The 24,564-nt window shown below is 74.5% G+C and carries 27 protein-coding genes; 10 read left to right on the forward strand and 17 right to left on the reverse strand.

What is annotated here, in order from left to right:
* Nucleotides 1-39 precede the first annotated feature (39 nt).
* From hemE to hemQ, 3 genes are read left to right on the forward strand one after another with little or no spacing between them, the layout of a single operon-like run.
* Nucleotides 40-1,119 carry a uroporphyrinogen decarboxylase gene (gene hemE, locus ABD976_RS26760; protein ID WP_345367852.1) on the forward strand — a complete coding sequence of 360 codons (1,080 nt, stop codon included), beginning with the start codon at nt 40-42 and terminating at the stop codon, nt 1,117-1,119.
* On the forward strand, nt 1,119-2,531 hold the full coding sequence (gene hemG, locus ABD976_RS26765; protein WP_345367853.1) for a protoporphyrinogen oxidase: 1,413 nt from the start codon (nt 1,119-1,121) through the stop codon (nt 2,529-2,531). Before hemE ends, hemG begins: the two co-directional genes overlap by 1 nt.
* A 26-nt stretch (nt 2,532-2,557) precedes the next feature.
* Nucleotides 2,558-3,253 carry a hydrogen peroxide-dependent heme synthase gene (gene hemQ, locus ABD976_RS26770; RefSeq protein ID WP_345367854.1) on the forward strand — a complete coding sequence of 232 codons (696 nt, stop codon included), beginning with the start codon at nt 2,558-2,560 and terminating at the stop codon, nt 3,251-3,253.
* A 93-nt stretch (nt 3,254-3,346) separates the two neighbouring features.
* Here hemQ and msrB read toward each other — a convergent pair whose 3' ends face one another.
* Together msrB and ABD976_RS26780 are read right to left on the reverse strand one after the other, a co-directional pair.
* A complete protein-coding gene (msrB, locus tag ABD976_RS26775; protein ID WP_345367855.1) occupies nt 3,347-3,769 on the reverse strand; it encodes a peptide-methionine (R)-S-oxide reductase MsrB in 423 nt (140 codons plus the stop codon).
* A gap of 71 nt (nt 3,770-3,840) precedes the next feature.
* Nucleotides 3,841-5,094: an MFS transporter gene (locus ABD976_RS26780; RefSeq protein ID WP_345367856.1), complete on the reverse strand. Its 1,254-nt coding sequence runs from the start codon at nt 5,092-5,094 to the stop codon at nt 3,841-3,843.
* A 251-nt stretch (nt 5,095-5,345) separates the two neighbouring features.
* Between ABD976_RS26780 and ABD976_RS26785 the strand changes: the two genes are divergently transcribed.
* On the forward strand, nt 5,346-5,639 hold the full coding sequence (locus ABD976_RS26785) for an EF-hand domain-containing protein (protein WP_345367857.1): 294 nt from the start codon (nt 5,346-5,348) through the stop codon (nt 5,637-5,639).
* A gap of 92 nt (nt 5,640-5,731) precedes the next feature.
* On the opposite strand, the gene ABD976_RS26790 is transcribed toward ABD976_RS26785, so the two are convergent.
* From ABD976_RS26790 to ABD976_RS26800, 3 genes are all read right to left on the reverse strand, one after another.
* Nucleotides 5,732-6,010, reverse strand: a complete 279-nt coding sequence (locus ABD976_RS26790; protein ID WP_345367858.1) for a hypothetical protein — start codon at nt 6,008-6,010, stop codon at nt 5,732-5,734.
* Between the two features lie 45 nt (nt 6,011-6,055).
* A complete protein-coding gene (locus ABD976_RS26795) occupies nt 6,056-6,607 on the reverse strand; it encodes an AAA family ATPase (RefSeq protein ID WP_345367859.1) in 552 nt (183 codons plus the stop codon).
* A 340-nt stretch (nt 6,608-6,947) separates the two neighbouring features.
* A complete protein-coding gene (locus tag ABD976_RS26800) occupies nt 6,948-8,489 on the reverse strand; it encodes an alpha/beta hydrolase (protein ID WP_345367860.1) in 1,542 nt (513 codons plus the stop codon).
* A 251-nt stretch (nt 8,490-8,740) separates the two neighbouring features.
* Here ABD976_RS26800 and ABD976_RS26805 point away from each other — a divergent pair, with 251 nt between their 5' ends.
* Nucleotides 8,741-9,568 (forward strand): EamA family transporter, encoded by an 828-nt coding sequence (locus tag ABD976_RS26805; protein WP_345368030.1) that lies wholly within the window; start codon nt 8,741-8,743, stop codon nt 9,566-9,568.
* A 29-nt stretch (nt 9,569-9,597) separates the two neighbouring features.
* On the opposite strand, the gene ABD976_RS26810 is transcribed toward ABD976_RS26805, so the two are convergent.
* From ABD976_RS26810 to ABD976_RS26850, 9 genes are all read right to left on the reverse strand, one after another.
* Nucleotides 9,598-10,485 carry a 2-dehydropantoate 2-reductase gene (locus tag ABD976_RS26810; protein ID WP_345367861.1) on the reverse strand — a complete coding sequence of 296 codons (888 nt, stop codon included), beginning with the start codon at nt 10,483-10,485 and terminating at the stop codon, nt 9,598-9,600.
* A gap of 57 nt (nt 10,486-10,542) precedes the next feature.
* Nucleotides 10,543-11,157 (reverse strand): alkaline shock response membrane anchor protein AmaP, encoded by a 615-nt coding sequence (gene amaP, locus ABD976_RS26815; RefSeq protein WP_345367862.1) that lies wholly within the window; start codon nt 11,155-11,157, stop codon nt 10,543-10,545.
* Complete coding sequence (locus ABD976_RS26820; RefSeq protein WP_345367863.1) at nt 11,154-11,690, reverse strand: DUF6286 domain-containing protein; 537 nt, start codon at nt 11,688-11,690, stop codon at nt 11,154-11,156. Before ABD976_RS26820 ends, amaP begins: the two co-directional genes overlap by 4 nt.
* Before the next feature lie 25 nt (nt 11,691-11,715).
* Nucleotides 11,716-12,123 carry an Asp23/Gls24 family envelope stress response protein gene (locus ABD976_RS26825; RefSeq protein ID WP_345367864.1) on the reverse strand — a complete coding sequence of 136 codons (408 nt, stop codon included), beginning with the start codon at nt 12,121-12,123 and terminating at the stop codon, nt 11,716-11,718.
* Nucleotides 12,120-12,299, reverse strand: a complete 180-nt coding sequence (locus ABD976_RS26830) for a hypothetical protein (RefSeq protein WP_345367865.1) — start codon at nt 12,297-12,299, stop codon at nt 12,120-12,122. Before ABD976_RS26830 ends, ABD976_RS26825 begins: the two co-directional genes overlap by 4 nt.
* 36 nt (nt 12,300-12,335) lie before the next feature.
* Nucleotides 12,336-12,584 carry a hypothetical protein gene (locus tag ABD976_RS26835; protein ID WP_345367866.1) on the reverse strand — a complete coding sequence of 83 codons (249 nt, stop codon included), beginning with the start codon at nt 12,582-12,584 and terminating at the stop codon, nt 12,336-12,338.
* The gene (locus ABD976_RS26840) at nt 12,584-12,898 is read right to left on the reverse strand and encodes a hypothetical protein (RefSeq protein ID WP_345367867.1); all 315 of its coding nucleotides are present in this window, start codon (nt 12,896-12,898) and stop codon (nt 12,584-12,586) included. Before ABD976_RS26840 ends, ABD976_RS26835 begins: the two co-directional genes overlap by 1 nt.
* 56 nt (nt 12,899-12,954) lie before the next feature.
* Nucleotides 12,955-13,494, reverse strand: a complete 540-nt coding sequence (locus ABD976_RS26845; protein WP_345367868.1) for an Asp23/Gls24 family envelope stress response protein — start codon at nt 13,492-13,494, stop codon at nt 12,955-12,957.
* Nucleotides 13,495-13,704: 210 nt separating this feature from the next.
* Nucleotides 13,705-14,451: a pyrimidine reductase family protein gene (locus tag ABD976_RS26850; RefSeq protein WP_345367869.1), complete on the reverse strand. Its 747-nt coding sequence runs from the start codon at nt 14,449-14,451 to the stop codon at nt 13,705-13,707.
* A gap of 145 nt (nt 14,452-14,596) precedes the next feature.
* On the opposite strand from ABD976_RS26850, the gene zapE reads away from it, so the two are divergent.
* Nucleotides 14,597-15,625 carry a cell division protein ZapE gene (zapE, locus tag ABD976_RS26855; RefSeq protein ID WP_345367870.1) on the forward strand — a complete coding sequence of 343 codons (1,029 nt, stop codon included), beginning with the start codon at nt 14,597-14,599 and terminating at the stop codon, nt 15,623-15,625.
* A 49-nt stretch (nt 15,626-15,674) separates the two neighbouring features.
* Here zapE and rocD read toward each other — a convergent pair whose 3' ends face one another.
* Nucleotides 15,675-16,907, reverse strand: coding sequence for an ornithine--oxo-acid transaminase (gene rocD, locus ABD976_RS26860; protein WP_345367871.1), 1,233 nt, complete (start codon nt 16,905-16,907; stop codon nt 15,675-15,677).
* 200 nt (nt 16,908-17,107) lie between these two features.
* Here rocD and ABD976_RS26865 point away from each other — a divergent pair, with 200 nt between their 5' ends.
* The gene (locus ABD976_RS26865) at nt 17,108-18,166 is read left to right on the forward strand and encodes a lactonase family protein (protein ID WP_345367872.1); all 1,059 of its coding nucleotides are present in this window, start codon (nt 17,108-17,110) and stop codon (nt 18,164-18,166) included.
* Nucleotides 18,167-18,182: 16 nt separating this feature from the next.
* On the opposite strand, the gene ABD976_RS26870 is transcribed toward ABD976_RS26865, so the two are convergent.
* The gene (locus ABD976_RS26870) at nt 18,183-19,955 is read right to left on the reverse strand and encodes a serine/threonine-protein kinase (protein ID WP_345367873.1); all 1,773 of its coding nucleotides are present in this window, start codon (nt 19,953-19,955) and stop codon (nt 18,183-18,185) included.
* Between the two features lie 249 nt (nt 19,956-20,204).
* On the opposite strand from ABD976_RS26870, the gene ABD976_RS26875 reads away from it, so the two are divergent.
* The 3 genes from ABD976_RS26875 to ABD976_RS26885 are packed head-to-tail and all read left to right on the forward strand — an operon-like array spanning nt 20,205 to nt 23,747.
* Nucleotides 20,205-21,710: a sugar ABC transporter ATP-binding protein gene (locus ABD976_RS26875; protein WP_345368031.1), complete on the forward strand. Its 1,506-nt coding sequence runs from the start codon at nt 20,205-20,207 to the stop codon at nt 21,708-21,710.
* Nucleotides 21,707-22,720, forward strand: a complete 1,014-nt coding sequence (locus ABD976_RS26880) for an ABC transporter permease (protein ID WP_345367874.1) — start codon at nt 21,707-21,709, stop codon at nt 22,718-22,720. Before ABD976_RS26875 ends, ABD976_RS26880 begins: the two co-directional genes overlap by 4 nt.
* Before the next feature lie 19 nt (nt 22,721-22,739).
* Entirely contained in the window at nt 22,740-23,747 is a 1,008-nt protein-coding gene (locus tag ABD976_RS26885) for a sugar ABC transporter substrate-binding protein (protein ID WP_345367875.1), read from the forward strand.
* A 23-nt stretch (nt 23,748-23,770) separates the two neighbouring features.
* Here ABD976_RS26885 and ABD976_RS26890 read toward each other — a convergent pair whose 3' ends face one another.
* A complete protein-coding gene (locus ABD976_RS26890; RefSeq protein WP_345367876.1) occupies nt 23,771-24,529 on the reverse strand; it encodes an SDR family NAD(P)-dependent oxidoreductase in 759 nt (252 codons plus the stop codon).
* Nucleotides 24,530-24,564 lie beyond the last annotated feature (35 nt).

Below are 24,564 nucleotides of genomic sequence, written 5' to 3' on the forward strand. Positions count from 1 at the left end.
CGCGGCAGGACCCTCCAGACGTACGGACACGACATCCCCATGACGCATTCCGCTCCGGTCTCGGCCCGCCGGGACCTCGCCGACGCCCCGCTGCTCGTCGCCGCCCGGGGAGGCCGGCCCGCGCGCACCCCGGTCTGGTTCATGCGGCAGGCCGGCCGGTCGCTGCCCGAATACCGGCAGGTCCGCGAGGGCGTTCCCATGCTGCAGGCCTGCCTCACCCCGGAGCTGGTCCGCGAGATCACCGCGCAGCCGGTCCGGCGGCACGGGGTGGACGCCGCCATCCTGTTCAGCGACATTGTGCTGCCGCTCTACGCCGCGGGCGTCGGCCTGGACATCGTCGCGGGCACCGGCCCGGTCGTCGCCGATCCGGTGCGCACCGCCGCCGACGTCGAGCGGCTGCCGTCGCTGGACCCGGAGCAGGTCGCCCCGGTGGGCGAGGCGGTGCGGCTGCTGCTGGACGAGCTGGACCGGACCCCGCTGATCGGATTCGCCGGCGCCCCGTTCACCCTGGCGTCCTACCTGGTGGAGGGCGGCCCGAGCCGCAACCACGAGCGCACCAAGGCGCTGATGCACTCCGAGCCCCGGACCTGGCACGCGCTGCTGGAGAAGCTGGCCGACACGACGCTGACCTTCCTGCGCGCCCAGCTCGCCGCCGGGGTGGACGCGATCCAGCTCTTCGACTCCTGGGCCGGGGCGCTGTCGCTGCGCGACTACCAGGAGTTCGTCCTCCCGCACAGCCGGCGGATCTTCGCCGGGGTCGCCGAGGTCGCCGACGTGCCGAAGATCCACTTCGGGGTGGGCACCGGGGAGCTGCTCGGCTCGATGCGGCAGGCCGGTGCCGACGTGGTCGGCGTCGACTGGCGCATCCCGCTGGACACCGCGGTCCGCAGGCTCGAGGGCGCGATGCCGGACGCGCCGCCGCCGGTGGTGCAGGGCAACCTCGACCCGGCGCTGCTGTTCGCCGGGTGGGACGCGATCGAGGCCGAGGTGCGGCGGATCGTCGCCGAGGGCCGCGCCGCCGGGGGGCACATCGTCAACCTCGGCCACGGCGTGCTCCCGACCACGGACCCGGAGGTGCTGACCCGGGTCGTCGAGCTCGTGCACTCGCTGGAGGGCTGATGCCCCGGGTGGCCGTCGTCGGCGGCGGGATCAGCGGGCTGACCGCCGCCCACCGGTTGCGCCGGGAACTGGGCGACTCGGCCGAGATCGTCGTGCACGAGCAGGCCGACCGGCTCGGCGGCAAGCTGCGCACGGCGCGACTCGCCGGGCGCCCGTTCGACCTGGGCGCCGAGGCGTTCCTGGCGCGGCGGCCGGAGGTGCTCCGGCTCGCCGAGGAGCTGGGCCTGGCCGACGAGGTGGTCCACCCCAGCGGTGCGTCCTCGCGGATCCGCGCGGGCGGCGGCACCCACCGGATGCCCGGCGGCACCGTGATGGGCGTGCCCTCGGACGTGGCGCAGGTGCGCGGGCTGCTCTCGCCCGCCGGGGTCCGAGCGGTCGAGGCCGAAGCCGGGCTGCCGCCGCTGGACCTGGGCGGTGCCGACGTCCCGGTCGGCGCGCTGCTGCGCGAGCGGGTCGGCGCCGAGGTGGTGGACCGGCTCGTCGAACCGCTGCTCGGCGGCGTCTACGCGGGCAGCGCCGACTCGTTGGGCCTGCGGGCGACCATCCCCGCGCTGGCCGCCGCGCTCGACGCCGGAGCGGGGTCGATCAGCGCCGCCGCGACCGCCGCGCTGCCGCCGCCCGCTCCCGCCGGAGCGGCCAAGCCCCCGGTGTTCGGCGCGTTGCGCACCGGCTACACCGCGCTGCTCGACCGGCTGCGCACCGCCTCGGCCGCGCGGATCCGGACCGGGGCACCGGTGCGCGCCCTGCACCGCCGCGACGCGGGCTGGCGGCTGGAGATCGGCGCCGCGCCCGATCCGGAGTTCGCCGACGCCGACGCGGTGGTGCTCGCGGTGCCCGCGCCGTCGGCCCGGCGGCTGCTCGCCGACGTCGCCCCGGAGGCCGCCGACCGGTTCGGGGCGGTGGAGCTGGCCTCGATGATCGTCATCGGGCTCGCGCTGCCGCCCGACGCGTTGCCGCTGGACTCCTCCGGGGTGCTGATCGCGCGCGGCGAGCGGCACGCCGACGGCACCCCGTTCACCGCCAAGGCCTTCACCTTCTCCAGCGCCAAGTGGCCTGAACTGCGCGGTGCGGGCGGTGAGCTGCTGGTGCGCGGTTCGGTGGGCCGGTTCGGCGAGGCGGAGTCGCTGCGGCTGTCCGACCAGGAAGTGCTGCGCCGGGTCCGCGCCGACCTCGCCGAGCTCACCGGGGTCGACGTCGAGCCGCGGGACAGCGCGGTGGTGCGCTGGGGCGGTGGGTTGCCGCAGTACGGCCCGGGCCACCTGGACCTGGTCGCCGACGTGGAGCGGGCCGTCGCGGCGGTGCCCCGGCTGGCGGTGGCCGGCGCGGCGCTGCACGGGGTCGGCGTACCGGCGTGCATCGCCACCGGTGAAGCCGCCGCGACCAGGATCACGGCGGACCTGGTGGGCGGCTGATCCGCCGGCGGTGGGACGATGGGCGCATGGCGCGCCTGGACTATGCCGAGCTCAACGACACCATCCGCTACACCATGTGGTCGGTCTTCCGGATCGAGCAGGGGGCCCTGCCCGAGGACCGGGAGAAGGCCGCCGCGCAGACCGCGGAGTACCTCGACTCGCTGGCCGGGTCCGGGGTCGTGGTGCGCGGCGTCTACGACGTGTCGGGGCTGCGCGCCGACGCGGACTTCATGATCTGGTGGCACGCGGAGCGCATCGAGGACGTGCAGGCCGCCTACACCGGATTCCGCCGCGAGACGGCGCTGGGCCAGGCCTCCGAGCCGGTGTGGAGCAACGTCGCGCTGCACCGCCCGGCCGAGTTCAACAAGAGCCACGTCCCGGCGTTCATGGCGGGCGAGGAGCCGAAGCAGTACCTCTGCGTGTACCCGTTCGTCCGCTCCTACGAGTGGTACCTGCTGCCCGACGACGACCGCAGGAAGATGCTCGCCGACCACGGCAAGGAGGCCCGGGACTACCCGGACGTGCGGGCCAACACGGTCGCCTCCTTCGCGCTCGGCGACTACGAGTGGATCCTGGCCTTCGAGGCCGACGAGCTGCACCGCATCGTCGACCTGATGCGCCACCTGCGCGCCACCGAGGCCCGGCTGCACGTGCGCGAGGAGGTCCCCTTCTACACCGGCCACCGGGTCGACGTGGCGGACCTGATCAACCGCCTCCCCTGACCCAGGGCTTTCCTGGTGAGGGGCACCTCCATCCGGCATACAGGATGAAGGTGCCCCTCACTCGCGGAACCGGCGGGTGGTGGTCGTTCGGGGTCAGGACTCGGCGGGTTCGAGGCGGACCGCGATGGAGTTGATGCAGTAGCGCTGGTCGGTCGGCGTGCTGAAGCCCTCGCCCTCGAACACGTGGCCGAGGTGGCCGTGGCAGGTCGCGCACAGGACCTCGGTGCGCCGCATCCCCATCGAGTTGTCCGCGCGCAGGATCACCGCGTCGGTGTCGGCCGGGTCGTAGAACGACGGCCACCCGCAGTGCGACTCGAACTTGGTCTCGCTGCGGAACAGCTCGGTCCCGCAGGCCCGGCACGTGTAGACGCCCTGCGTCTTGGTGTCCACGTACTCGCCGGCCCAGGCGGGTTCGGTGGCGGCCTGGCGCAGCACGGCGTACTCGTCCGGGCTGAGCTGTTCCCGCCACTCCTGCTCGGACTTGGTGACCTTGGGGCTCTGTCCGGTGGAATCCATACCTTCACGCTAATAGGTCAGGTCGTCACCCGCTCGTGCCCGGTCGTCGAAGGAGTCGAAGGCCACCGGCGTCAGGTCGGCTCGGGCACCGGTTCCGCCGGGGGAGCCGGCGGCCGGTAGGCGCGCAGCGGGCGGTGCGTGGCGGCCACGGCAGCGACGGCGAGCGCGGCGCTGAGCCCGCCCGCGACGAGCGCGACCGGCGCGGACCACAGCGCGGCGAGCGCACCGCCGCGGAAGTTGCCGAGCTCCGGTCCGGCGAACCCGATGACGTGCTCGACGGACGACACCCGCCCCCGGTGCTCGTCGGGCGTTTCGAGCTGGATCAGCGCGGCGCGGGTGATCACCGAGGTGGTGTCGGCGGCCCCGGCGACCGCCAGGCAGCCGAGGGCGAGCCAGAGCGGGGCGGCGAGGCCGAAACCGGCCAGCGCGAGGCCCCAGACGAAAGCTGCGCCGAGCTGCACCAGCCCGCTGCGGCGATGCCGGGTGATCGCCCCGGAGAGCAGCCCGGCGGCGATGCCGCCCACCGCGACGGCGGAGAAGAACAGCCCGAGGACGCTCGGGTCGCCGCCGTAGCGCAGCTCGTTGATCACCGGGAACAGCGCCATCGGCATGGCCAGCGCGGTCGCGGCGAGATCGGTGGCCAGCGAGCCCCGGATGGTCGGGCGCTGCCAGGTGGTGCGCCAGCCGCCGCGCTGCGGTCGCCGCGGTCCGTCCCCGGTCCCCGGGAGCAGCGCGGGCAGCCGGAACACGGCCGCCAGCGCCACCGCCGCCGATCCCGCCTGCACCGCGTACGCCGCCGGGTAGCCCCACCCGGCGAGCACGACGCCGGCGAGCGCGGGGCCCACCAGCATCGCCGCCTGGAAGGCGATGTTCTGCAACGCCAGTCCCGCCGCGACCTGGTCGGCCGGGAGCAGCAGCACCGGGAACGTCCGCCGGGCCGGGGCGCCCAACCCGGCGCAGGCCGTGTGCACCGCGACCAGCGCGAGCAGCAGCAGGACGTCGCGGTTGCCCGCCAGCGCCTGCGCGGACAGGCCCGCCGCGGCGAGGAGCTGGCCGGTCGTGGTGCACCGGACCAGGGTCGTGCGGTTCACCGCGTCGGCGAGCGTCCCGCCGAGCAGCCCGAACAGCATCATCGGCACCCCGGTGGCGAGGCCGATCGCCCCGGTCCACAGCGGACTGCGGGTCAGGTCCCACACCTGCGCCAGGACGGCGACGGTGGCGACCTGGTGGCCGAACGCCCCGAGCGAGGAGCCGATCCACAGCTCGCGGAACGGACGGCTGCGCCGCAGCGGGCGCAGGTCCAGCACCCGGTCGCGCCAGCTCATCGCCGTTCCGGGGGAGGCGGGAATCGCACGCCGATCAGCCACCTCTCGGTCGGGTCGCGGGCCCGGTGAGTGTGCCCGACACCGGTGGGTGCCTCAACCGGTTTTCGCGGCCGGGCGATCGGGACCAATCGGTTCCGGCGGGGCTGGCGAATGAACGGGTGGGAGACGTCGAGGATCTCCCACCGCGACCGGGCCGCGGCGCAGCCGGGCCGGGTTCGCGGTGCGACGCAGGACAGGAGAGGAGTCCCGCCATGCGCAAGATCACCCGTGGCATCGCCGCGACCGCGCTGTCCGCACCGCTGGTGCTGGGCGCCACCGGGGTGGCCGCCGCCGACGAGTTCGAGCAGTCCTCGTCCACGGTCGGCCCGGAGGGTGCTTCGACCAGCCACGTCGTGGCCACCGCCGACAGCGACGGCGACGGGCAGGTCTCCTACGAGGAGCACCGGGCCTGGGCCGGGCCGAACGGCGCGGGCAGCTCCAGCACGGAGTCCAGCGCCGGTGGTGACGACTCCGACGGCCTGCTCGGCCTGGGCCTGCTCGGCTGACGTCCGGGCCCGGCCGGGGGGAAGGGGGCTGAGCACGAGCTGATTCACCACTCGCGAACCGGGACCGCCGCCGTCGGCGGCGGTCCCGGTGCTCAGCCCGCGAACGTGGTGAACATGAAGGCGACCGCGTTCCACACGGTGAACAGGACGCCGAACAGGATCAGCACCACGACGCCCACCGCGACCACCCGGCGGTGGCCGTCGGCGCGGTTGATGCTCTGCGCGAAGTCATCGACCCCGCGCAGCATTCCTTCCACGGTCGCTTCGGAGTGCGGTCGCCGCATCCGGTCCCGGTGCGCGGCGAAGGCCTGCACCTCCGGATCGTCGGGGTCGAGGTCGTCCAGGTCGTCGGTGAAGCCGTCGCGCTCCATCGGGCCACGGTAGCGCCCGCGGCGCCGGCCCCGCCGGTGACCTCGTCACACGACGGCGTCGGTCCAGGCCCGCCGCAGCACCTCGTCGGCGGTCTGCTCGGGGGACTGCCACGAGGTGTCCAGCCACAGCCCGAGGCGCGGCGTCCGCTGCCGCAGCACCGCGTCCAGCGCCTCGACCTCCCAGCGGTCGTAGGCGGCACCGCCCCGGGCCGCGTCCCGCTCCGCGACGGCCTCGATCGAGGGAGCCAGCACCACGACCAGCAGCGGGCGGCTGCGCACCGCCTCGACCAGCTCGGCGAGGTGCTCGCCGAGCACCACGTCCTGCGCGACGACGGTGAACCCGGCGTCGAAGTAGGCGTCGGCGGTGCTCGCGGTGAGCCGGTGGCGCAGCCGGAGCTGCTCGATCGCCGCTTCCGGGGGATCGGGCGCCATGTCCACCCGCCCGTTCACGATCATCCGGCGGAAGACGTCACCGGGCAGGTGCACCGACTTCGGCAGCCGCTGGGCGATCCGCCGCGCGACCGTCGTCTTGCCCGCCGCCTGGACGCCGGTGATCAGCAGGACCGCGCGCCCCTGCGGCGGTATCGGACCGGACATGGTGCTCCTCTGCGCTCGCGGTGGCGCGATCTTCTCACCCGTTCGCCGCGGAGGTGGGGGACTTCCCCGGGGAAGCGTCACCGACCGCCACCGATGTGTTCCCGGGTACACCGGTCCGGCCGCCGCCTTTTCGCTCGGGCGGCGGTGTTCGTTCGCCTCGGTGGGCGAGCACCATCGCAACTGCCGGGAACAGGCCACGAGGCGGGAGGCTCGAAAATGGACCGCACTGAAGTCACCCCTGCGCCCCAGCAGGGCGGCTGCAGCTGCTGCGGCAGCTGCACCGGACCGTCCTGCGGCTGCTGCGCGAGCTGCGGCTGACGGTGGCACCGGCCTGCCCGGCTCAGCCCGGGCAGGCCATGCCCTCGGTCGGGACCGCGCCGTACACCAGGAACCGGGCGACCGCCCGGGTGGCGCACTCGGAGCGGCCCACCGCGCCGTGCCCGGCGCCCTGCCAGCTCAGCGGCACCCCGGTCGGGAGCTGCTCGGCGAGGTGGTCGGTGCCCAGGGCGAGCTGGAGCGGGTCGTGCGCCGTGCTGATCACCGGGATCGGCGGCACGTCCGGACGCCGGGGGGTCGGCAGCGGCTGCTGCGGCACCGGCCATCCCGAGCACCACACCAACCGCTGCGCCGCGACCCCGCCGAACAGCGGGAAGCGCGCCACCCAGTCGGCCGCGATCTCGCTGGTGCGCTGGGGCGGCACCCGCAGCGTCGTGTCGTTGCAGCTCCTGATCAGCTCACCGTCCAGCCACGGCGGATCGGCGCCGTCGGAGGACACCACGGGCCGGACCATCGCCTCGATCCCGGCGCCGTCGCCGCCGCGCGCGGCGGCCAGCGCCGCGGCCAGCTCGGGCCAGCGCTCCCGGTCCGACAGGCCCCGCAGCATCGCCCGCACGACGTGACCGCCGGGGAGCCCGGGCGGCGGTGCGGCCAGCAGCTCCGCGACGGCCGCTCGCGGGTCCGATCCCAGCGGGCAGCCCCCGGTCCGGCAGTCCTCGGCGAACACGTCGAAGGTCCGCTCCGCGCTCTGCGCCTGCGCCTCGTTCTGCCCGATCGCGTCGCGGGTCGGGTCCGGTCCGCCGTCGAGCACCATCCGGCCCACCGAAGCCGGGAACCGCTCGGCGTAGGTGGTCAGCAGCCGGGCGGCCTCGCCCCGGCCGATCGCGTGCAGCTTCGGCACCCGCAGTTCCAGCCGCAGCTCCTCCAGGTCCGCGGCGGTGCGCCAGGTGTCGTAGGCCTGCAACCGCTCGTCCAGTTCGAGCAGGCATTCCTGGCTGGCCACCCGCACCGCGTCCAGCAGCCGGTCCAGCTCCGGGCGTTCGGTGGCGAGCGGGTCGAACCCGGCGATCGCGTCCCGCTGCTGCGGCGGGATGCAGTCGGCCGCGTCGGAGCCGCCGGTGCCGCGCTGGTCCAACCCGATGACGGTGAAGGTGCTCAGCACCTCCGGCGGCAACCGCAGCGCCGTGCGGGCGGCGAAGGTGGTGCCCGGTTCGCCCCGGGTGTCGCCGACCAGCACCAGCGGGACGCGCCCGGTGCCGGTCCGGATCAGGGACGTGCGGGCGGTGCCGCCGATCGGGTCCTCGGGGGCGTCCAGCGTGGTCGGCAGCCGGGAGCAGGAGAACGCCGTTCCCGGTGGTAGCGCAGGCACGCCGAGTTCGGCGCGGGTCGCCTCGGTGCAGTCCTGCCAGCTCAGCGCGTCCTGCGCGGGCGGGCCGAGCGGCGGCACCGGGGCGGGTTTCGGCGGCTGCGGCGCGGGGGCGATCTGCTGCTCGCCGTCGTGGTAGGCCACGGCGGGGCGCTGCGAAGGCCCCGCGGAGCAGGCCGTCACCACCACCACCAGCAGCGGCAGCAGCACGGCCACGGCGCGGTGCGGGGAGCGCGGCACGGGTACTCCTGTCTGGCTGCGTGGCCTCGGGCGCGATCAGCATCGCACGGTGGAGGTGAGACCCCGGTGAGGGGCGGGGCGCGACGGGTTGAACCGCGCGGCGGGAGCGTTATCGTGCGTGGGCGGAAATGGGACGACTGTCCCGATCGGTGAGCGAGGGGGAGGCCGTGCAGGTCGCGCAGAGCAGCTCGGAAGCCGGGGCGTGGTCGTCGGGCGGGTCGTCGCACCCGCTGCGCGCGACCGCGCGCGCGATGGGCGCGATCCCGCCGCCGATGCTGGTCCTGGCGGGGGTCGTCAGCCTCCAGGTCGGCGCCGCGTTCGCCAAGCAGCTCTTCCCGGTGGCCGGGGCGTCCGGGGTGGTGGCGCTGCGGCTGGTCTTCGCCGCCGTGGTCCTGCTCCTGGTCTGGCGCCCTTCGCTGCGGCTGGACCGCCGGACCTGGGCGGTGGTGGCCGGGTACGGCGCCGTGCTGTCCGGCATGAACATCTGCATCTACCAGGCGTTCGAACGCATTCCGCTGGGCGCGGCCGTCACCATCGAGTTCCTCGGGCCGCTGGCCGTCGCGGTGTTCGGCTCGCGCCGCAAGCTCGACCTGGTGTGGGCGGCGCTGGCCGCCGCGGGGGTGCTGCTGCTGTCCCGGGTCGAGGGCGGGCTCGACCCGGTCGGCGTCGGGTTCGCGCTGGCCGCCGGTGCGATGTGGGCGGCCTACATCCTGATGGGCGCCAAGCTCGGCAGCCGCACCAGCGGCGGGACCGGGCTGGCGCTGGGCATGGCGTTCGGCGCCGTGGTCGCCGCCCCGTTCGGCGTCGCCGAGGCCGGGACCGCGCTGCTGGACCCGACCGTGCTGGTCGCCGGGCTGGTGGTCGCGCTGATGTCGTCGGTGGTGCCGTACTCCCTGGAGCTGGAGGCGCTGCGCCGGATGCCGCCCCGGGTCTTCGGCGTGCTGATGAGCCTGGAACCGGCGGTGGCGGCGCTGGCCGGGCTGCTGGTGCTCGGCGAGCTGCTCACCGGCTGGCAGTGGGCGGCGGTCTGCTGCGTGGTGCTCGCCTCGATGGGGGCCACCCGCACGTCGCCCGGCTGACGGCGCGCTGCGCGCGGGTGGACCGCGGGTCAGGAGGCCGGGCGCAGCGCGCGCAGCAGGGTCAGCAACGTCCGGTTGTACGGCGTGGGGATGCCGTGCTCCCGGCCACCGGCCACCACCGGACCGGTGATGTGGTCGTGCTCGGTGGGCAGTCCGGCGAGCCGGTCGTAGAGCATCGAGGTGCCGCTGTCGGCGGAGAACGTCTTGGTGTAGCCGTCGAGCACCGCCTCGGCGTCCGACCAGCTCAGCGCCGCGCCCTCGGCGTTGGCCACGGCGACGGCCTCGGCGAGCACCCCGGAGGCGAGCTCGCGCACCTCGGGCGAGTCCAGCACGTCGAGGCGGCGCAGGGTCAGCGCGGTGATCGGGTTCGCGGCGATGTTCACCAGCATCTTGCGCCAGGCGGCGGTGCGGAAGTCCTCGGCCTCCTCGATCCGCACCCCCGATCCGGCCAGCAGCGCCGCGAACCGGGCGCCCAGCGCGCCGCCCTCGACGAACATCCGGGCGCCGGAGCGGCGGATCACGTGACCGGGGCGGGTCCGCTCCGCGGCGACGTAGATCAGGGCGGGCAGCAGCGGGCCGCGCAAGCCGAACGCGGCCACCGAACGGCGGTGCTCGACGCCGTTGTGCACCAGCACGATCGGCGCCGAGCCGTCGTCCAGCGCGCGCAGCCACGGCTCGGTCCCCGGCACGTCCTGGACCTTGGTGCTCAGCAGCACCCAGTCCGCTCCGGCGACCTCGTCCGGCGCGGTGGCGATCTCCGCCGGGACCTCCTGACGGCCCTCCGGGGTGTCCAGCGCGAGCTTCTCGAAGGGCGTGCGCACGCAGGCGGTCACCCGGTGACCGGCCTCGTGCGCGGCGGCGGCCAGGACACCGCCGACGGCGCCCGACCCGATCACGGCGATGTGCTGCGGTTCCACGCCGGTGACCCTACTAGGCGATCACCGCGCTCGGCGCCGGTCGGGGCGGGCAGGTGCTCAGCGCACCCGCTGGCGGGGCGCGCGGTCGAGCCGGAGGCGGATCGACGTCGGCAGCGTGTCGGTGCCCAGCGCGCCGCGAGCCCGGGCGAGCACCTTCTCGTCGAGCTCGTCCCACACGTCGCGGACGTTGGTGCCCTCCTGCAGCGACAGGGTCAGGCGCAGCGACGGGGCCTGGTCGCTGCCCGCCATCCGCGCCCGAGCGCGGGTGACCCCGGTGACCTCCTCGGCGTCCGCGCGCACCGCCTCGGTGAGCGCGTTCGAGGTGACCGTCAGGCGCCCGCCGGAACCCTGCTCCAGCCGCACGTCCGGGCGTTGCTCGGGCCGCATCGCCCGCAGCAGCCACCACAGGCCGAGGCACAGCAGGAGCAGACCGACCACGATGGCGATCGGGTAGGCGATCTGCGGGTTCTCGCGCCACCACTGCAGCGCCAGCGGGTCCAGGACCGGTCGCCGCGCCCGGTTGGTGCCCAGCAGCCCGGTGCTCACCACGACGGCCGCGGCACCGGCGAGCACGGCGAGCAGCCCGATCACCACGACGACACCCCGCTCGAACGCCGCGCTGCGCCCGGCCGGGGTGCGGCTGGGGCGCGCGTCCTGGCGCGCGGTGGTCATCGCCGCTCCTTCGGCGGGGTGACCGAGACCGCGACCTTGGGCGAGCGGCGCAGCGGCAGCTCCCCGACCGCGTCGCGGGCGGTGTCGGTGAGCCGCTGCCGCAGATCGCCCATCTCGCGGAACCGGGCGGTGGCCTTGACCCGCACCCGCTTGGCGCCCGCGGTGACCGAGGCGCGGGCCACGCCGTCCTGGTCGCGGACCTGGTGGCCGACCAGCCGGGCCAGCGAGCGCGGATCGGTGATCACGGTGACCTCCGGGGCGGGGTCGTGCAGCCGCACGTCCCGCCGCCCGGCGCGCGTCGCCAGCAGCAGGAGCAGCAGCCCGACCACGCCCACGACGATCGCGGTGACCAGCGCCGCGGTGTCGGCCCACGTCACGCCGCCGAGGCCGGAGCGCACCGCGCGCCAGGACACCACCAGCCCGTCCGCCTGCGGCCGGATCCAGGCCCACACCGCCTCCGCGGCGATCAGCACTCCCAGGGCGGCGACGGCGAGGCCCAGCAACGCCGCCAGCAGCCGTACCAGAAGGCGCATGGCACGTCCTTTCCGAGTTCAGCGGTCACCGCACCCGAGGAGCCTCGGCGTCGGGGACCAGGGTCGAGACGGTCACGTCCACGGCGTGCACCTGGCAGTCGGCGATCCGGGCGAGTTCGGCGCCGACCCGTTCCCGGACCGCCCGCACCGCCTCGCGGATCGGCGTCGGGTAGCGCAGCGCCACGTCGAGGCGCACGTGCAGCCGGTGGTCCGGGCCGGTGATCCGGGCGCTCGACCCCTGGCTGCCCATCCCGACCCCGGCCACCTGGCGCGGCGTCCGGGCGCTGTCGGGGGCATGGTCGGCGGCGTACTCGGCGATCTTGCGCAGCACCGAGCGGTCGACCTGGAGCCGGCCCCGGTCCTCGGGTGGCGGACCGGTCGGTTCGACCGCGGTCCCGCGGTCCGGCTCGGTCCGGGGCACCGTGCTGGTCATCGGTCCCTGCCCCGGCCGAGGAGATCGCTGAACTCCATGTCCCCGTCCAGCACGCGCCCGATGACCAGCCCGGCCGCGCCGAGCACGAGCGCGATGAGGAACCCGACGAACCCGCCCGCCGCGGCCGCGGTTCCGAGGAGGAGACCGGCCAGCAGTCCTGTCTTCGTTGCGTTCATGTGCGAAACCTTTCAGAAGTCGTCGTGGTGCCGCGGTCACCGCACCCGGGGCGGTCGGCGCCGCCGGGCCCGCCACCGGACGATCCGGTGCAGCACCCCGCGCAGTCCCCGGGGCCGGACCACCACCACGACCGGGGCGTCGAACCGGTCCGGTCCCGCCGACCGCCGGTCCAGTTCGGCCAGCCCGGCGGCGAACTCCTCCGGGTCGCCGCCGACGTCCGGGTGGTGCGCCCGGACGAACGCCCGGCGAGCGGCCCGCCGCGCCGCGGCGTCGCGGTCCGGCATCAGTCGGTGACCACGTCCGCGATGGTGATGTCCACCGGCATCGCGCCGGTGGTGGAGCCGATCGCGGTGCGCAGCTCACCGATGATCTCCGGCAGCGGTGGGCCGAGGCGCACCACGACGGAGACCTCGACGCCGCCGTCCTCGCGCAGCCGCACGCCGTCCACGCGACGTCCGGGCAGCGGGGTGGCGGTCTCGCCGAACCGGCCCGGGTGCATCCGGGCCACCGCCGGGTGCGCCAGCACCACCCGGCTGATCTCGTCGGCCGGTTCGGTGCGCGCACCGCTGCGGATCGCCGTGCTGTCGGGTTCCGCCATCTCGGATCATCCCTTCGGCGCTGGTCGCGGCGGCCGGTGAGCGGTCCGCCGCCGGATCACTCCACGCGCGAGGAGGCGGCCTGCTGACCGCTGTCCTCGTCGTCCTCGGACGGCAGGTGGATGTCGTTGACCGCGATGTTGACCTCGATGACCTCCAGCCCGGTCATCCGCTCGACCGAGGTGACCACGTTGCGCCGCACCGCGCGGGCCAGCTCGCCGATCGAGGCGCCGTACTCCACGACCAGGTCGAGGTCGACCGCGGCCTGCTTCTCGCCGACCTCGACGGCCACGCCGGGCGTCGAGGAGGTGCCGCTGCCGCCCGGGATGCGCTCGCGCAGCGCGCCGAAGGCGCGGGACACGCCGCCGCCCATCGAGTACACGCCGGAGATCTCCCGGGCCGCGATGCCGGCGATCTTCTGCACCACGGAGGCCGCGATCGTGGTCTTGCCCTGGGCGCCCTCGGACGTCCGGGCGGGGGAGTCGCCGGAACGGGTCTGCGGGATGCTGCTCCCGCCGCTCTGCTCCCCGGCGCTCTGCTTCCCGGTGCTCTGCGTCCCGGTGCTCTGGGCGCCCTGGGCTCCGCTCCCTTGGGTCATTGCCGTCAGCTCCTCTCCTGTCGCCGCCGGTAGGTTCGGCGGGATCGGTACGAGGTCGGATGCGCCGCACGTCCGAGGCTCGCGGTGTTGTGGCCGATGTCACACCAGGGCGGTTCGGCCGGTACCCTCGGGTACCCCGCCGACGCGGTGCGACTCCCCGATTCTCGGCGCCGGGTGCGGAACTCGCCTCGTGGCGGAGCGGGACCGCGCTCAGGACCCGGTTCGCCGGTAGCGGAGCAGCAGCAGCGAGTCCGCGTGCAGCGCCCCGGCCAGCCGCATCGGCAGCGGGGAGCGGGGCAGCGGCCCGCGGGCGATGCGCCCGGCGTCGCCGCCCGCCAGCACCGGTGCCAGCGACAGGCACAGCTCGTCGACCAGGTCGGCATCGACCAGGTGCCCGAACAGCGTCGGCCCGCCTTCGCAGACCACCCGCCGCAGCCCCCGCCGCGCCAGCGCGTCCAGCGCGGCGCGGAGGTCCACGCCCCCGTCCCCGGCGAGCACCACCTCGGCACCGGCCTCGGCCAGCGCCCGCCGCCGCTGCGCCGGAGCGGCGGCGCAGGTCAACACGATCGGAGGAATCTCGGTGCTGGTGAGCAGCGGCGAGTCCGGCGGCACCGCCGCGTTCCCGCTCACCACGGCCACCGGCGGCACCCCGGTCAGCCCGAGCCGGGCGCGGCGCTCCCGGCGGGCCGCGGTGCTCCGGAGCCCCCGGTACCCCTCGACCAGCGCGGTGCCCACCCCGACCAGCACCACGTCGGCGAGGTCCCGCAGCAGCGTCAGCACCGCCCGGTCGGCGGGGTCGGACAGGCCGCGCGAGCTGCCGTCCACCGCGACCGCGCCATCCAGGCTGGACACGAAGTTCACCCGCACCCACGGGCGGTCCGGGGTCGCGGGGTAGCGGTAGAAGTCCTCCAGGTCGGCCGCCGTCGCGGCGCCGTCCACCGGCCAGAGCCTGTCCACGCGGGCATCCCACCACGTCGGCCGGGACCTGCCCGCGCCGGGTCGATCACGGTTGTGACCTGGCGTTTCGATCGTCCGGTCCGGTGATGAGGAGCACCCCGGGCGCCGTCCCGGCGCAGGGTGCCGCGGCGATAGAGTCACCCGCATGAGTGCTCTGCGCCTGGTCGACCGCCGGCCCGAGGTCACCCCGGACGAGCTGGTCCAGGCGATGACCCCGCCGCCGCGGTTCGACGCGGTCCGGTTCGACAGCTACCTGCCGAACCCGGACGAGCCGAGCCAGGCCGAGGCCGTCGGGGCCTGCCGCGCGTTCGCCGAGCAGGTCGACGCGGGAACCCCCAGCACCTCCTGGCTGCGCGGGCTCCTCGGCCGCGGGCGGGCGCGCCCCGCGGGGCTGCCCGGCCTCTACCTCGACGGCGGCTTCGGGGTCGGGAAGACCCACCTGCTGGCCTCCACCTGGCACGCGGTGCGGGGAGCGAAGTCCTACGGCACCTTCGTCGAGCTGACCAACCTGGTCGGGGCGCTGGGCTTCGCCGAGACCGTCCGCCGGCTCTCCGAGCACCGGCTGCTGGCCATCGACGAGTTCGAGCTCGACGACCCGGGCGACACCATGCTGGTCACCCAGCTCGTCGCCAAGCTCACCGACGCGGGCGTGCACGTCGCGGCCACTTCGAACACGCTGCCGGACAAGCTGGGGGAGGGGCGGTTCGCCGCGCAGGACTTCCTCCGCGAGATCCACGCCATGTCGGCCCGCTTCGCCGTGGTCCGGGTGGACGGTCCGGACTACCGGCACCGCGGTCTGCCGGACGCGCCGCCGCCGATGGCCGACGACGCCCTCACCGAGCTCGCCGAGGGCACCGACGGCGCCGCGCTGGACGACTTCGCCCCGCTGTGCGACTTCCTGGCCGGGGTCCACCCCTCCAAGTACGGCAGGCTGGTCGACGGCCTCAGCGCCGTGCACCTGCGCGGGGTGCGCCCGGCGCGGGACCAGGACGTGGCGCTGCGCCTGGTGGCGCTGGCCGACCGGCTCTACGACCGGGCGATCCCGGTGCGGTCCTCCGGCGTGCCGCTGTCGGAGATGTTCACCCAGGAGATGCTCGAGGGCGGCTACCGCAAGAAGTACCTGCGGGCGATCAGCAGGCTCACCGCGCTCTCCCGGGACCTCGCCAAGTCCTGACCGCCCCGGGCAGCTCGCCCCTCACCCACGTTCAGGACGGGCGGAGCTTTCAGCGGCCGAGCACGTCGGCGACCGCGTCGAGGCCCGCGTCCAGGTCGTCGCGCTCGATCACCAGCGGGGGTGCCAGCCGCAGCGTGCTCTCCTGGGTCTCCTTGCACAGCACGCCGCGGGCGGCGAGCGCCTCGGCGGCCTGCCTGCCGGTGGGGCCGCCCGGGGCGAGCTCCACCCCGGCCCACAGGCCGCGGCCGCGCACCTCGGTGACCCCGCGCCCCACCAGCTCGGCCAGCCGCGCGTGCAGGTGCGCGCCCAGCTCGCGGGAACGCCGCTGCGGCTCGCCGGTGCGCAGCAGGTCGACCACCGCGCGCCCGACCGCGCAGGCCAGCGGGTTCCCGCCGAAGGTCGAGCCGTGGCTGCCCGGGCGCAGCACGCCGAGCACGTCGTCGCGGCCGACCACCGCCGAGACCGGGAGGATGCCGCCGCCCAGCGCCTTGCCCAGGGTGTAGAGGTCGGCGCGCACCCCGTCGTGGTCGCAGGCCAGCAGTTCCCCGGTGCGGCCGAGGCCGGACTGGATCTCGTCGGCGATGAGCAGCGCGCCGCGCCGGTCGCACAGCGCGCGCAGCGCGGGCAGGTAGTCGGCGGGCGGGACGACCACGCCCGCCTCGCCCTGGACCGGCTCGACCAGCACGGCGGCGGTGCGCTCGGTCATCGCCGCCTCGACGGCCGCCGCGTCGCCGTACGGGGTGAGCACGAAGCCCGGGGTGAACGGGCCGTACCCGGCGCGGGCCACTTCGTCGGTGGAGAACGACACGATGGTGGTGGTGCGGCCGTGGAAGTTGCCGCCGGCCACGACGATCTCGGCCTGGTCCGCCGGGATGCCGCGCACCTCGTAGGCCCACTTCCGGGCGACCTTGATCGCCGACTCCACCGCTTCCGCGCCGGAGTTCATCGGCAGCACCCGGTCGGTCCCGGTCAGCTCCGCCAGGTCGCGGCAGAACGGCCCGAACTGCTCGTGGTGGAAGGCCCGGCTGGTCAGGGTCAGCCTGCCGAGCTGCTCGGTGGCCGCGCGGACCAGGTCCGGGTGCCGGTGGCCGAAGTTCAGCGCCGAGTAGCCCGCCAGGAAGTCCAGGTAGCGGTGCCCGTCCACATCGGTCAGCCACGCGCCGTCGCCGTCGGCGAGCACGACCGGCAGCGGGTGGTAGTTGTGCGCCCCGTAGCGCTCGTCCAACTCGCGCGAACGCGTCGCGGCCGGGGAGGCTCCGAGGGCGGAGCGGGCGGTGGTCATGCGCTCAGGTTATGGCCGCGCGGCGAAGATTTCAGCCGCTGACCGTTGCTCCTGGCAGCACTTCGTTGCGCAGTTCGGCGGGCTGGTGGCGGAACGTTGTCCACTGGGTTGGGAGCCGCGGTTTCCGGTCGTGCCGCTCCTTGCCACCATGGCGGGACGGCCACCGCTGCGGTGGCCACGACCACGAGGAGCGTGACGCGGTGGCCCACGACGGCGCGTACCGGATCTACCTGGGGACCTACACCGGCACCGAGGCGGCGGCGGGCGGCATCCGGGCGCTGCGCGCCGATCGGCGCGGGGCGGTGCGCGACGACGGCCTGCTCGCGGAGCTGGCCGATCCCTCCTTCCTGGCCGCCTCGCCGGACGGCGGCGCGCTGTACGCGGTCAGCGAGCAGGACGACGGCGAGGTGGCGGCCTTCGCGGTGCGCCCGGACGGTTCGCTCGCCGAGCTCGGCAGGCGGTCGTCCGGCGGTGCCGCGCCGTGCCACCTCAGCGTCCACCCGTCGGGCGAGTACCTGTTCACCGCCAACTACGGGTCCGGCACCGTCGCCGTCCACCCCGTCGAGCTCGGCGGGGCGCTGGGCGAGCCGTGCGACGTGGTGCGGCACCGCGGTCGCGGCCCGAACCCGCAACGCCAGGAGTCCCCGCACGCGCACCAGGTGCTGCCCGACCCGTCCGGGCGGTTCGTCTTCGCCGTCGACCTGGGCACCGACTCGGTGCACGGCTACGGTTTCGATCCGCTCACCGGGCGTCTCACGCCGCGCGAGCAGGTGCGCACCCGCCCGGGCGCGGGGCCCAGGCACCTGGCCTTTCACCCGGACGGGGAGCGGGCCTACCTGATCAGCGAGCTGGAGTCGTCGGTCACCGAGTTCGGCTACGACGGCTCGACCGGCGCGCTGCGCACCGAGCAGAGCCTGTCCACGCTGCCGCCCGGGTACGGCAAGCCGAACCTCGCGGCGGAACTCGTCATCACCCCGGACGGGCGGTTCGCGATCGCCTCCAACCGGGGCCACGACAGCCTCGCGGTGTTCAGCCTGGACTCCGCCGACGGCGAGTTCCGGCTGGTCGAGATCGTCTCCGCCGGGGTCGCCGCGCCCCGGCACATCGCGCTGTCCCCGGCGGGCGACGTGCTGTTCGCGGGTGGTCAGGACAGCGACGCCGTGCAGCCCTTCGCGCTGGCCGAGGACGGCCGGCTGACCCCGCTGGGCCGCCCGGAGCCGGTGCCCAGCCCGGTCTGCCTGCTCCCCGCGGTGGGCTGAGCCCAGGCGTCGGCGGTCAGCTCAGCCGGGAGTCGTAGAGCGCGGGGGCGTGGTCCTGCAACGCCGACCGCACCCGCCGGATCTCCTGGCGCCGCCGCCACCAACCCCCGGTGTCCCCGATCGGGTAAACCCGGTAGCCGCCGTGGTAGGACCGGACCAGGTGCCAGGGCCGGGTGCTCGGCTTGGCCGCCCCCTCCACCGGCCACACCGCGACGTACTGGGCGCTGCCGCGACCGACGACGCCGACCCGCCGCACCTGGCTCCACGGGATCTCCCGGTGCAGCCCGAGTCGGGAGATCCGCAACCCGTCGGGGTTGATCTTCAGCTTCAGCTTGGGCACCAGCAGCCGCACGGCCGACCACGCCGCGCTCACCACCAGCAGCAGGGAGCCGACCTGGAACGCGATGGTGTCCAGGTCGTTCGGTAGTACGGAGACCTGGGCGGCCAGCGCGTTCAGGCCCGCGACCACGAGCACGCAGCAGAGGATCCAGAGGAAGGCCGCCACCTTGCCCGCCGTGACGAACACCGGGCCCGGCACGTCGTCGCGGACCCGCGCGGCGATCTTCGCCGGGGCGGTGTGCCTGGGGGCGGCGGGGACGATCGGGTCGCGCCGCGCGACCTCGCCGGAGCGGGCCGGTGCCGCGGACTTCGGCGCCGGTGGTTCCGGGGCCTTCGGTTCCTTCGGGGCGGGGGCCTTCGGTGCCGGTGGTTTCGGGGCCGCCCAGTCGCCGTGCGATTTCGGCCGGGGCGGAGCCGGTTCGGCCACCGCGCCCGCCGCGACCGGTGCCGCGCCCGCCTGGGTGTAGGAGCGGGTCCCCGAGCCGGGCTGCGGCGGTGCCGCGCCCGCCTGGGTGTAGGCGCGCGTGCCCGAGCCGGGCTGCGGCGGTGCGGTGTCCGGCGGCGCGGCGCTGGTGGTCTGCTGCAGCTCGGTGGCGTGCTGCTGGATCACCTGGTTGATCACCGGGGGCAGCCAGTGGGCGCCCTGCGGGCTGGTCTCGCCGATCCGGTCCAGCAGCTGCTCGGGTCGCGGGCGAGCGGTGGGGTCCTTGGCCAGGCAGTCGGCCAGCAGCGGGCGCAGCCGGTCGGGCACCGCGGCCAGGTCCGGCTCGGAGTGCACGACCCGGTAGAGCATGGCGGCCGTGTTGTCGTTGCCGAACGGACCGCTCGCCGTCGCGGCGAACACGAGCACCGCGCCGAGCGAGAAGACGTCGCTGGACTGGGCGATTTCCCCGCCCGAGGTCTGCTCCGGGGAGAAGTAGCCCGGGGTGCCGAGGAACATGCCGGTCGCGGTCAGCGCGTTGCCGGTCATCGCCCGCGAGATGCCGAAGTCGATCACCCGCGGCCCGTCCGGCCCGAGCAGCACGTTGGCCGGTTTGAGGTCGCGGTGCACCAGACCGGCTCGGTGGATGGCCACCAGCGCCTCGGCGAGGCCGGCGGCGAGCCCGCGGACGGTCTCCTCCGGCAGCGCGCCGTGGTCGGAGACCGCCTGGTGCAGGGTGGGGCCGGGGACGTACTCGGTGGCCAGCCACGGCTGATCGGCGTCCGGGTCGGCACCGACGACCGCGGCGGTCCAGAACCCGCCCACCGAGCCGGCCATGTCGGCCTCGCGGCGGAACCGCTCGCGGAACTCGGGGTCCTCGGCCAGGTCCGGGCGCACGACCTTGACCGCGACCACGCGGCCGCCGCGGGACCGGCCGAGGTAGACCCCGCCCATCGCGCCGCGCCCGAGCCGGGCCAGCAGCCGGTAGTCACCGACGCGGTTGGGGTCGCTGGCCAGCAGCGGCTGCACGTGCTCACTCCTCCGGTCCGTCCGGTGCCTCCGTTGCGAGCTTACGGACCGCCGTCGGCGCGGTGGTGGAAGCCACGGCAATTTGCGCGGTGCCGGGGCGCGGGGTTGGACTTGTCCGGTGGCGTCGGTAATCGAATACTTCGCTTCGTCGCAACCCTTTCGAGGGGTGGTGGAGCTATGTATGATCCGGCGCACCGCGAGCTGACAGCAACGATCTCGACGATCGAGGGGAGCCGCGTCGTGACGGCAATGGAGTCGTCCGCACCGCCGCGGGCCGCGGTGGCGCTCAACGGTGTGAGCAAGCGCTTTCCCGGCGTGGTCGCCGTCTCGGACGTCACGCTGGCCGTGCCGCCGGGCGAGGTGCACGTGTTCGCCGGGGAGAACGGCGCGGGCAAGTCGACCCTGATGAAGCTGATCGCCCAGGTGGAGGAACCCAGCACCGGCACCATCGAGCTGGACGGTGCGCCGGTCGCCTTCCAGGGGCCCGGCACCGCGCGGCGGCTCGGCGTGTCGATGGTGCACCAGGAGTTCGCGCTGGCCCCGGACCTGTCGGTGGCCGAGAACCTGTTCGTGGGGGACGAACCGGGGCGGGCCGGCTGGATCGCCCGGTCGGCGGAGCGCCGCGGGGCCAAGGACCTGCTCGCCCGGGTCGGGCTGCGGATCGACCCGACCTGCCGGGTGTCCCGGTTGTCCACGGCCGAGCAGCAGCGCGTCGAGCTGGCCAAGGCCCTCGCGGTGCGCGCGAAGGTGCTGATCCTGGACGAGCCGACCGCCAGCCTCACCGAGCGCGAGACCGAGGAGCTCTACCGGATCATCCGCGAGCTCACCGCCGACGGCATCGCCGTCCTCTACATCTCCCACCGGCTCGACGAGATCTTCGAGATCGGCGACCGGGTGACGGTGATGCGCGACGGCGCGGTGGTGGCCACCCGGCCGACCGCCGAGCTCGACGAGGCGCAGCTCGTGCAGCTCATGGTCGGCCGCGACGTGGAGAACCTGTACCCGAGGAGCTTCCGCGAAGCCGGTCCGGCCCGGCTGGAGGTGACCGGGCTGACCCGGGGCGAGGCGGTCCGCGACGTCTCGTTCGAGGTCCGGGCCGGGGAGATCCTCGGCCTCGCCGGGCTGGTCGGCGCGGGCCGGACGGAACTGGCCCGGGCGGTGTTCGGCGCGGAGGTGCCCGAGTCGGGGACCGTCGCGCTGGACGGCGCCCCGCTGCGCATCCGCGGTCCGGCCGACGCGATCGCCGCCGGGATCGGCTACCTGACCGAGGCCCGCAAGTCCGACGGGCTGGCCATGCAGCTCGGCGTGGACAAGAACATCACGATGGCGAAGCTGCCGATGAAGGCCGGGTTGATCAGTCTCGGCGCGGAGCGTTCGATCGCCGAGCGCGAGCGCGAGGCGCTGCGCATCCGGGTGCCGTGGGTGGGGCGCCCGGTGCGGATGCTCTCCGGCGGCAACCAGCAGAAGGTGGTCCTGGCGCGCTGGCTGGAGACCGGCGCCGAGGTGCTGTTCTTCGACGAACCCGGCCGGGGGATGGACGTCGGCGCGAAGTCGGAGATGTTCCAGCAGATGGACGCGCTGGCCGCCAAGGGCAAGGCGGTCGTGTTCATCTCCAGCTACTTGCCCGAACTGCTGAACATGTGCGATCGGATCCTCGTCATGCGCGCCGGCCGGATCACCGGTGAAGTGGAGCGTGCGGAGTTCTCCGAGGAACGCGTCGTCGCGCTCGCGACCGGAGCGAAGGGCACCCCATGACCGAACAGCAGACGGACGGATCGTCCACGCGGGAGCGCGGACCGCTCGGCGGGCTGGCCGACCGGTTCTCCGGGGCGGTGTCGCAGGTCGCCGCCGCGGGCGCGCTGATCGTCGTCTTCATCGCGCTGTCCATCGTCGCGCCGTCCTTCCTGACGGCCGACAACCTGTTCAACCTCGGCTCGCAGACGTCGGTGAACGCGGTGATGGCGGTCGGCGTGACGCTGGTGATCATCACCGGCGGCATCGACCTGTCGGTGGGTTCGGTGGCCGCGCTGTCCGGTGTGGTCGGCGTGATGCTGATGGCCGGTTTCGGGGTCAACCCGCTGCTGGGCATCCTGGGCGGCATCGCGATCGGGGCGCTCGCGGGACTCGTCAACGGCCTGCTGGTGTCGGTGGTGGGGCTGCCGCCGTTCATCGCCACGCTCGGGATGCTCAGCGTCGGGCGCGGCTTGGTGCTGATCATCACCGGCGCGGTCGCGGTGTTCGGCGCGCCCGACTCGTTCCGGCTGCTCGGCCAGGGCGTGATCGGCGTGCTGCCGATCCCGGTGCTGATGATCGCTGTCGTCGCGGTGCTCGGGCACCTGGTGCTCACCCGGACCCGACTCGGGCGCTACGCCTACGTGATGGGCTCCAACATGGAGGCCGCCCGGTTGTCCGGTGTCCCGGTACGCAGCCACCTGACCTGGGTGTACGTGCTCTCCGGTGCGCTGGCCGGGCTGGGCGGCATGATCGCCGCCTCGCGGATCAACTCGGGACAGCCCAACTTCGGCGAAGGGCTGGAGCTGGACGTGATCGCCGCCGTGGTCATCGGCGGCGCGAGCCTGTTCGGCGGTCGCGGCACCGTCTGGGGCTCGCTGATCGGCGCCTTCCTCGTCGCGGTGATCCGCAACGGGGCGGTGCAGCTCAACATCGGCACCTTCTACCAGAACGTGCTGATCGGCGTGATCATCTGGCTGGCGGTCTGGTGGGACCGCTACCAGCGGCGCAAGCTCGGCGGCGACGTCGGGTAGCGAGCAAGGGAGCTCGGCGATGAAGAGGGTTCTGGGCGTGACGTGCGCGGTGCTGTCGGCGGTCCTGGCCGCCGGGTGCAGCGTCGAGGTTCGCCAGCAGAGCGGTGGCGACGTGGAAGCCGGCGGGCCGGTGAAGATCGTCGTGGTGCCCAAGGCGATCGGCTTCGACTTCTGGGAGCAGGTGCGGGTCGGCGCCGAGTGCGCCGGTTCCAAGGTGCCCAACGTGCAGATCCACTGGGACGGGGTGAGTTCCGAGAGCGACGTGAGCGGGCAGCAGAGCCTGCTGCAGGACATGCTCGCCCAGGGCGGCGTGCAGGGCCTCGTCTACGCCGCCACCGACGCCAAGGCTCTGTCCCAGATCACCCGCACCGCGCAGGGGCAGGGCACCACCGTGGTCAACATGGACTCCGGTACCGAGCCGCAGCCGCCGGACGTCCCGGTGTACGCGACGAACAACGTGGCCGCCGCCCAGATGGGCACGCAGCTCCTCGCCGACCAGCTCGGCGGCCGGGGCAAGGTGGCGTTCATCGAGTTCCAGCCCGGCACCAGCACCAACGAGACCCGCGCCGAGGGCTTCCGGCGCGGGCTGGCCGCCAACCCCGGGCTCGAGCTGGTGGCCGAGCAGTCCAGCGAGAGCGACTACAACACGGCGCTCCAGGTGACCCAGGACATCCTCACCGCCAACCCCGACCTCAACGGGATCTACGCGGCCAACGAGCCGAGCGTGCTCGGTGCCGCCGAAGCCGTGCGGCAGGCGGGCAAGGCGGGCCAGGTCAAGATCATCGGGTGGGACACCTCGGAGGGCCAGATCCAGTCGCTGCGCGAGGGCGTGATCACCGGCCTCATCGCGCAGAACCCCTTCAAGATGGGCTATTTCGCCGTCACGGCGGCGATCGGCGAGATCACCGGCGACCCCGCCCCGCCGCCGCCCACCGACACCGGCTCGATGCTGATCACGAAGGAGAACCTGGACACCGCCGAGGTGCAGAAGCTGCTCAACCCGAGCTGCGCCAACCCGCCCGCCTGAGGCGCCTCGCCGCGAGCGGGAACTCAGCGGAGCATGACGGTGCCGCCGTCGGCCATCAGCGTCTGCCCCGTCATGTAGCGGCTGTCGTCGCAGGCCAGGAAGACCACGACCGGTGCGATGTCCTCCCGCGGGTCGCCCAGCCGGCCCAGCGGGATCGTGCCGAGCATCCGCTCGTACTGCTCGGCGTGCGTCTTCGACCAGGCCTCGACCCCGGCCGTGCGGGCGATCGGGGAGACGAGGTTGACCCGGATGCCGTCGCGCGCCCACTCGTGCGCGGCGACCCGGCTCAGCCCCCGGATCGCCTCCTTGGCCGCGGCGTAGGAGGCCTGGTTGGGCTGCCCGTTCAACCCGGCGCCCGAGGCGAAGTTGACGATGCTGCCGCCGCGCTCGGCCAGGTGGGCGTGGCAGGCGCGCATCAGCCGGTAGGTGGCGAAGAAGCCGGTGCCGAACGACAGCTCGAACATCTCGTCGGTGTGCTCCAGGAGCGGGGCCTGGCGCGAGGCGTGCGCGTTGTTCACCAGCACGTCGATCCGGCCGAACTCCGCCACCGCGGCGTCCCGCACCGCCTCGGCCGTCCCGGCGGCGCCGATGTCGGCGGCCAGGAAGGCGACCCGCGCACCGGGCACGGCCTCGGTGATCTCCCGGACGGCCGCGTCCCCGGCCTCCTGGTCGAGGTCGACGATGAGCACCCCGGCGCCTTCCGCCGCGCACGCGGTGGAGATCCCGCGCCCGATGCCGCCCGCTCCTCCGGTGACGATGACCGCCTTGCCGTCCAGCTTCACCTTGGCTCCTCCTTCGAGACGTCCTCCGCGGACGG

The organism is Saccharopolyspora cebuensis (assembly GCF_039542665.1).
In the GTDB taxonomy this organism is placed as follows: Bacteria; Actinomycetota; Actinomycetes; order Mycobacteriales; family Pseudonocardiaceae; genus Saccharopolyspora; species Saccharopolyspora cebuensis.

Excerpts from the sequence above, each read along its gene's own strand:
- ABD976_RS26780 (WP_345367856.1), bottom strand. The coding sequence starts at position 5,094 with ATGAGCTGGCGCGACCGGGTGCTGGACCTGCGCCCGCTGCGGCGCAGC.
- ABD976_RS26845 (WP_345367868.1), bottom strand. The coding sequence starts at position 13,494 with ATGACCCAAGGGAGCGGAGCCCAGGGCGCCCAGAGCACCGGGACGCAG.
- ABD976_RS26825 (WP_345367864.1), bottom strand. The coding sequence starts at position 12,123 with ATGACCAGCACGGTGCCCCGGACCGAGCCGGACCGCGGGACCGCGGTC.
- ABD976_RS26790 (WP_345367858.1), bottom strand. The coding sequence starts at position 6,010 with ATGGAGCGCGACGGCTTCACCGACGACCTGGACGACCTCGACCCCGAC.
- hemG (WP_345367853.1), top strand. The coding sequence starts at position 1,119 with ATGCCCCGGGTGGCCGTCGTCGGCGGCGGGATCAGCGGGCTGACCGCC.
- hemQ (WP_345367854.1), top strand. The coding sequence starts at position 2,558 with ATGGCGCGCCTGGACTATGCCGAGCTCAACGACACCATCCGCTACACC.
- msrB (WP_345367855.1), bottom strand. The coding sequence starts at position 3,769 with ATGGATTCCACCGGACAGAGCCCCAAGGTCACCAAGTCCGAGCAGGAG.
- ABD976_RS26875 (WP_345368031.1), top strand. The coding sequence starts at position 20,205 with ATGGAGTCGTCCGCACCGCCGCGGGCCGCGGTGGCGCTCAACGGTGTG.
- zapE (WP_345367870.1), top strand. The coding sequence starts at position 14,597 with ATGAGTGCTCTGCGCCTGGTCGACCGCCGGCCCGAGGTCACCCCGGAC.
- ABD976_RS26830 (WP_345367865.1), bottom strand. The coding sequence starts at position 12,299 with ATGAACGCAACGAAGACAGGACTGCTGGCCGGTCTCCTCCTCGGAACC.
- ABD976_RS26785 (WP_345367857.1), top strand. The coding sequence starts at position 5,346 with ATGCGCAAGATCACCCGTGGCATCGCCGCGACCGCGCTGTCCGCACCG.
- hemE (WP_345367852.1), top strand. The coding sequence starts at position 40 with ATGACGCATTCCGCTCCGGTCTCGGCCCGCCGGGACCTCGCCGACGCC.
- ABD976_RS26820 (WP_345367863.1), bottom strand. The coding sequence starts at position 11,690 with ATGCGCCTTCTGGTACGGCTGCTGGCGGCGTTGCTGGGCCTCGCCGTC.
- ABD976_RS26840 (WP_345367867.1), bottom strand. The coding sequence starts at position 12,898 with ATGGCGGAACCCGACAGCACGGCGATCCGCAGCGGTGCGCGCACCGAA.
- amaP (WP_345367862.1), bottom strand. The coding sequence starts at position 11,157 with ATGACCACCGCGCGCCAGGACGCGCGCCCCAGCCGCACCCCGGCCGGG.
- rocD (WP_345367871.1), bottom strand. The coding sequence starts at position 16,907 with ATGACCACCGCCCGCTCCGCCCTCGGAGCCTCCCCGGCCGCGACGCGT.
- ABD976_RS26795 (WP_345367859.1), bottom strand. The coding sequence starts at position 6,607 with ATGTCCGGTCCGATACCGCCGCAGGGGCGCGCGGTCCTGCTGATCACC.
- ABD976_RS26885 (WP_345367875.1), top strand. The coding sequence starts at position 22,740 with ATGAAGAGGGTTCTGGGCGTGACGTGCGCGGTGCTGTCGGCGGTCCTG.
- ABD976_RS26805 (WP_345368030.1), top strand. The coding sequence starts at position 8,741 with ATGGGCGCGATCCCGCCGCCGATGCTGGTCCTGGCGGGGGTCGTCAGC.
- ABD976_RS26835 (WP_345367866.1), bottom strand. The coding sequence starts at position 12,584 with ATGCCGGACCGCGACGCCGCGGCGCGGCGGGCCGCTCGCCGGGCGTTC.
- ABD976_RS26880 (WP_345367874.1), top strand. The coding sequence starts at position 21,707 with ATGACCGAACAGCAGACGGACGGATCGTCCACGCGGGAGCGCGGACCG.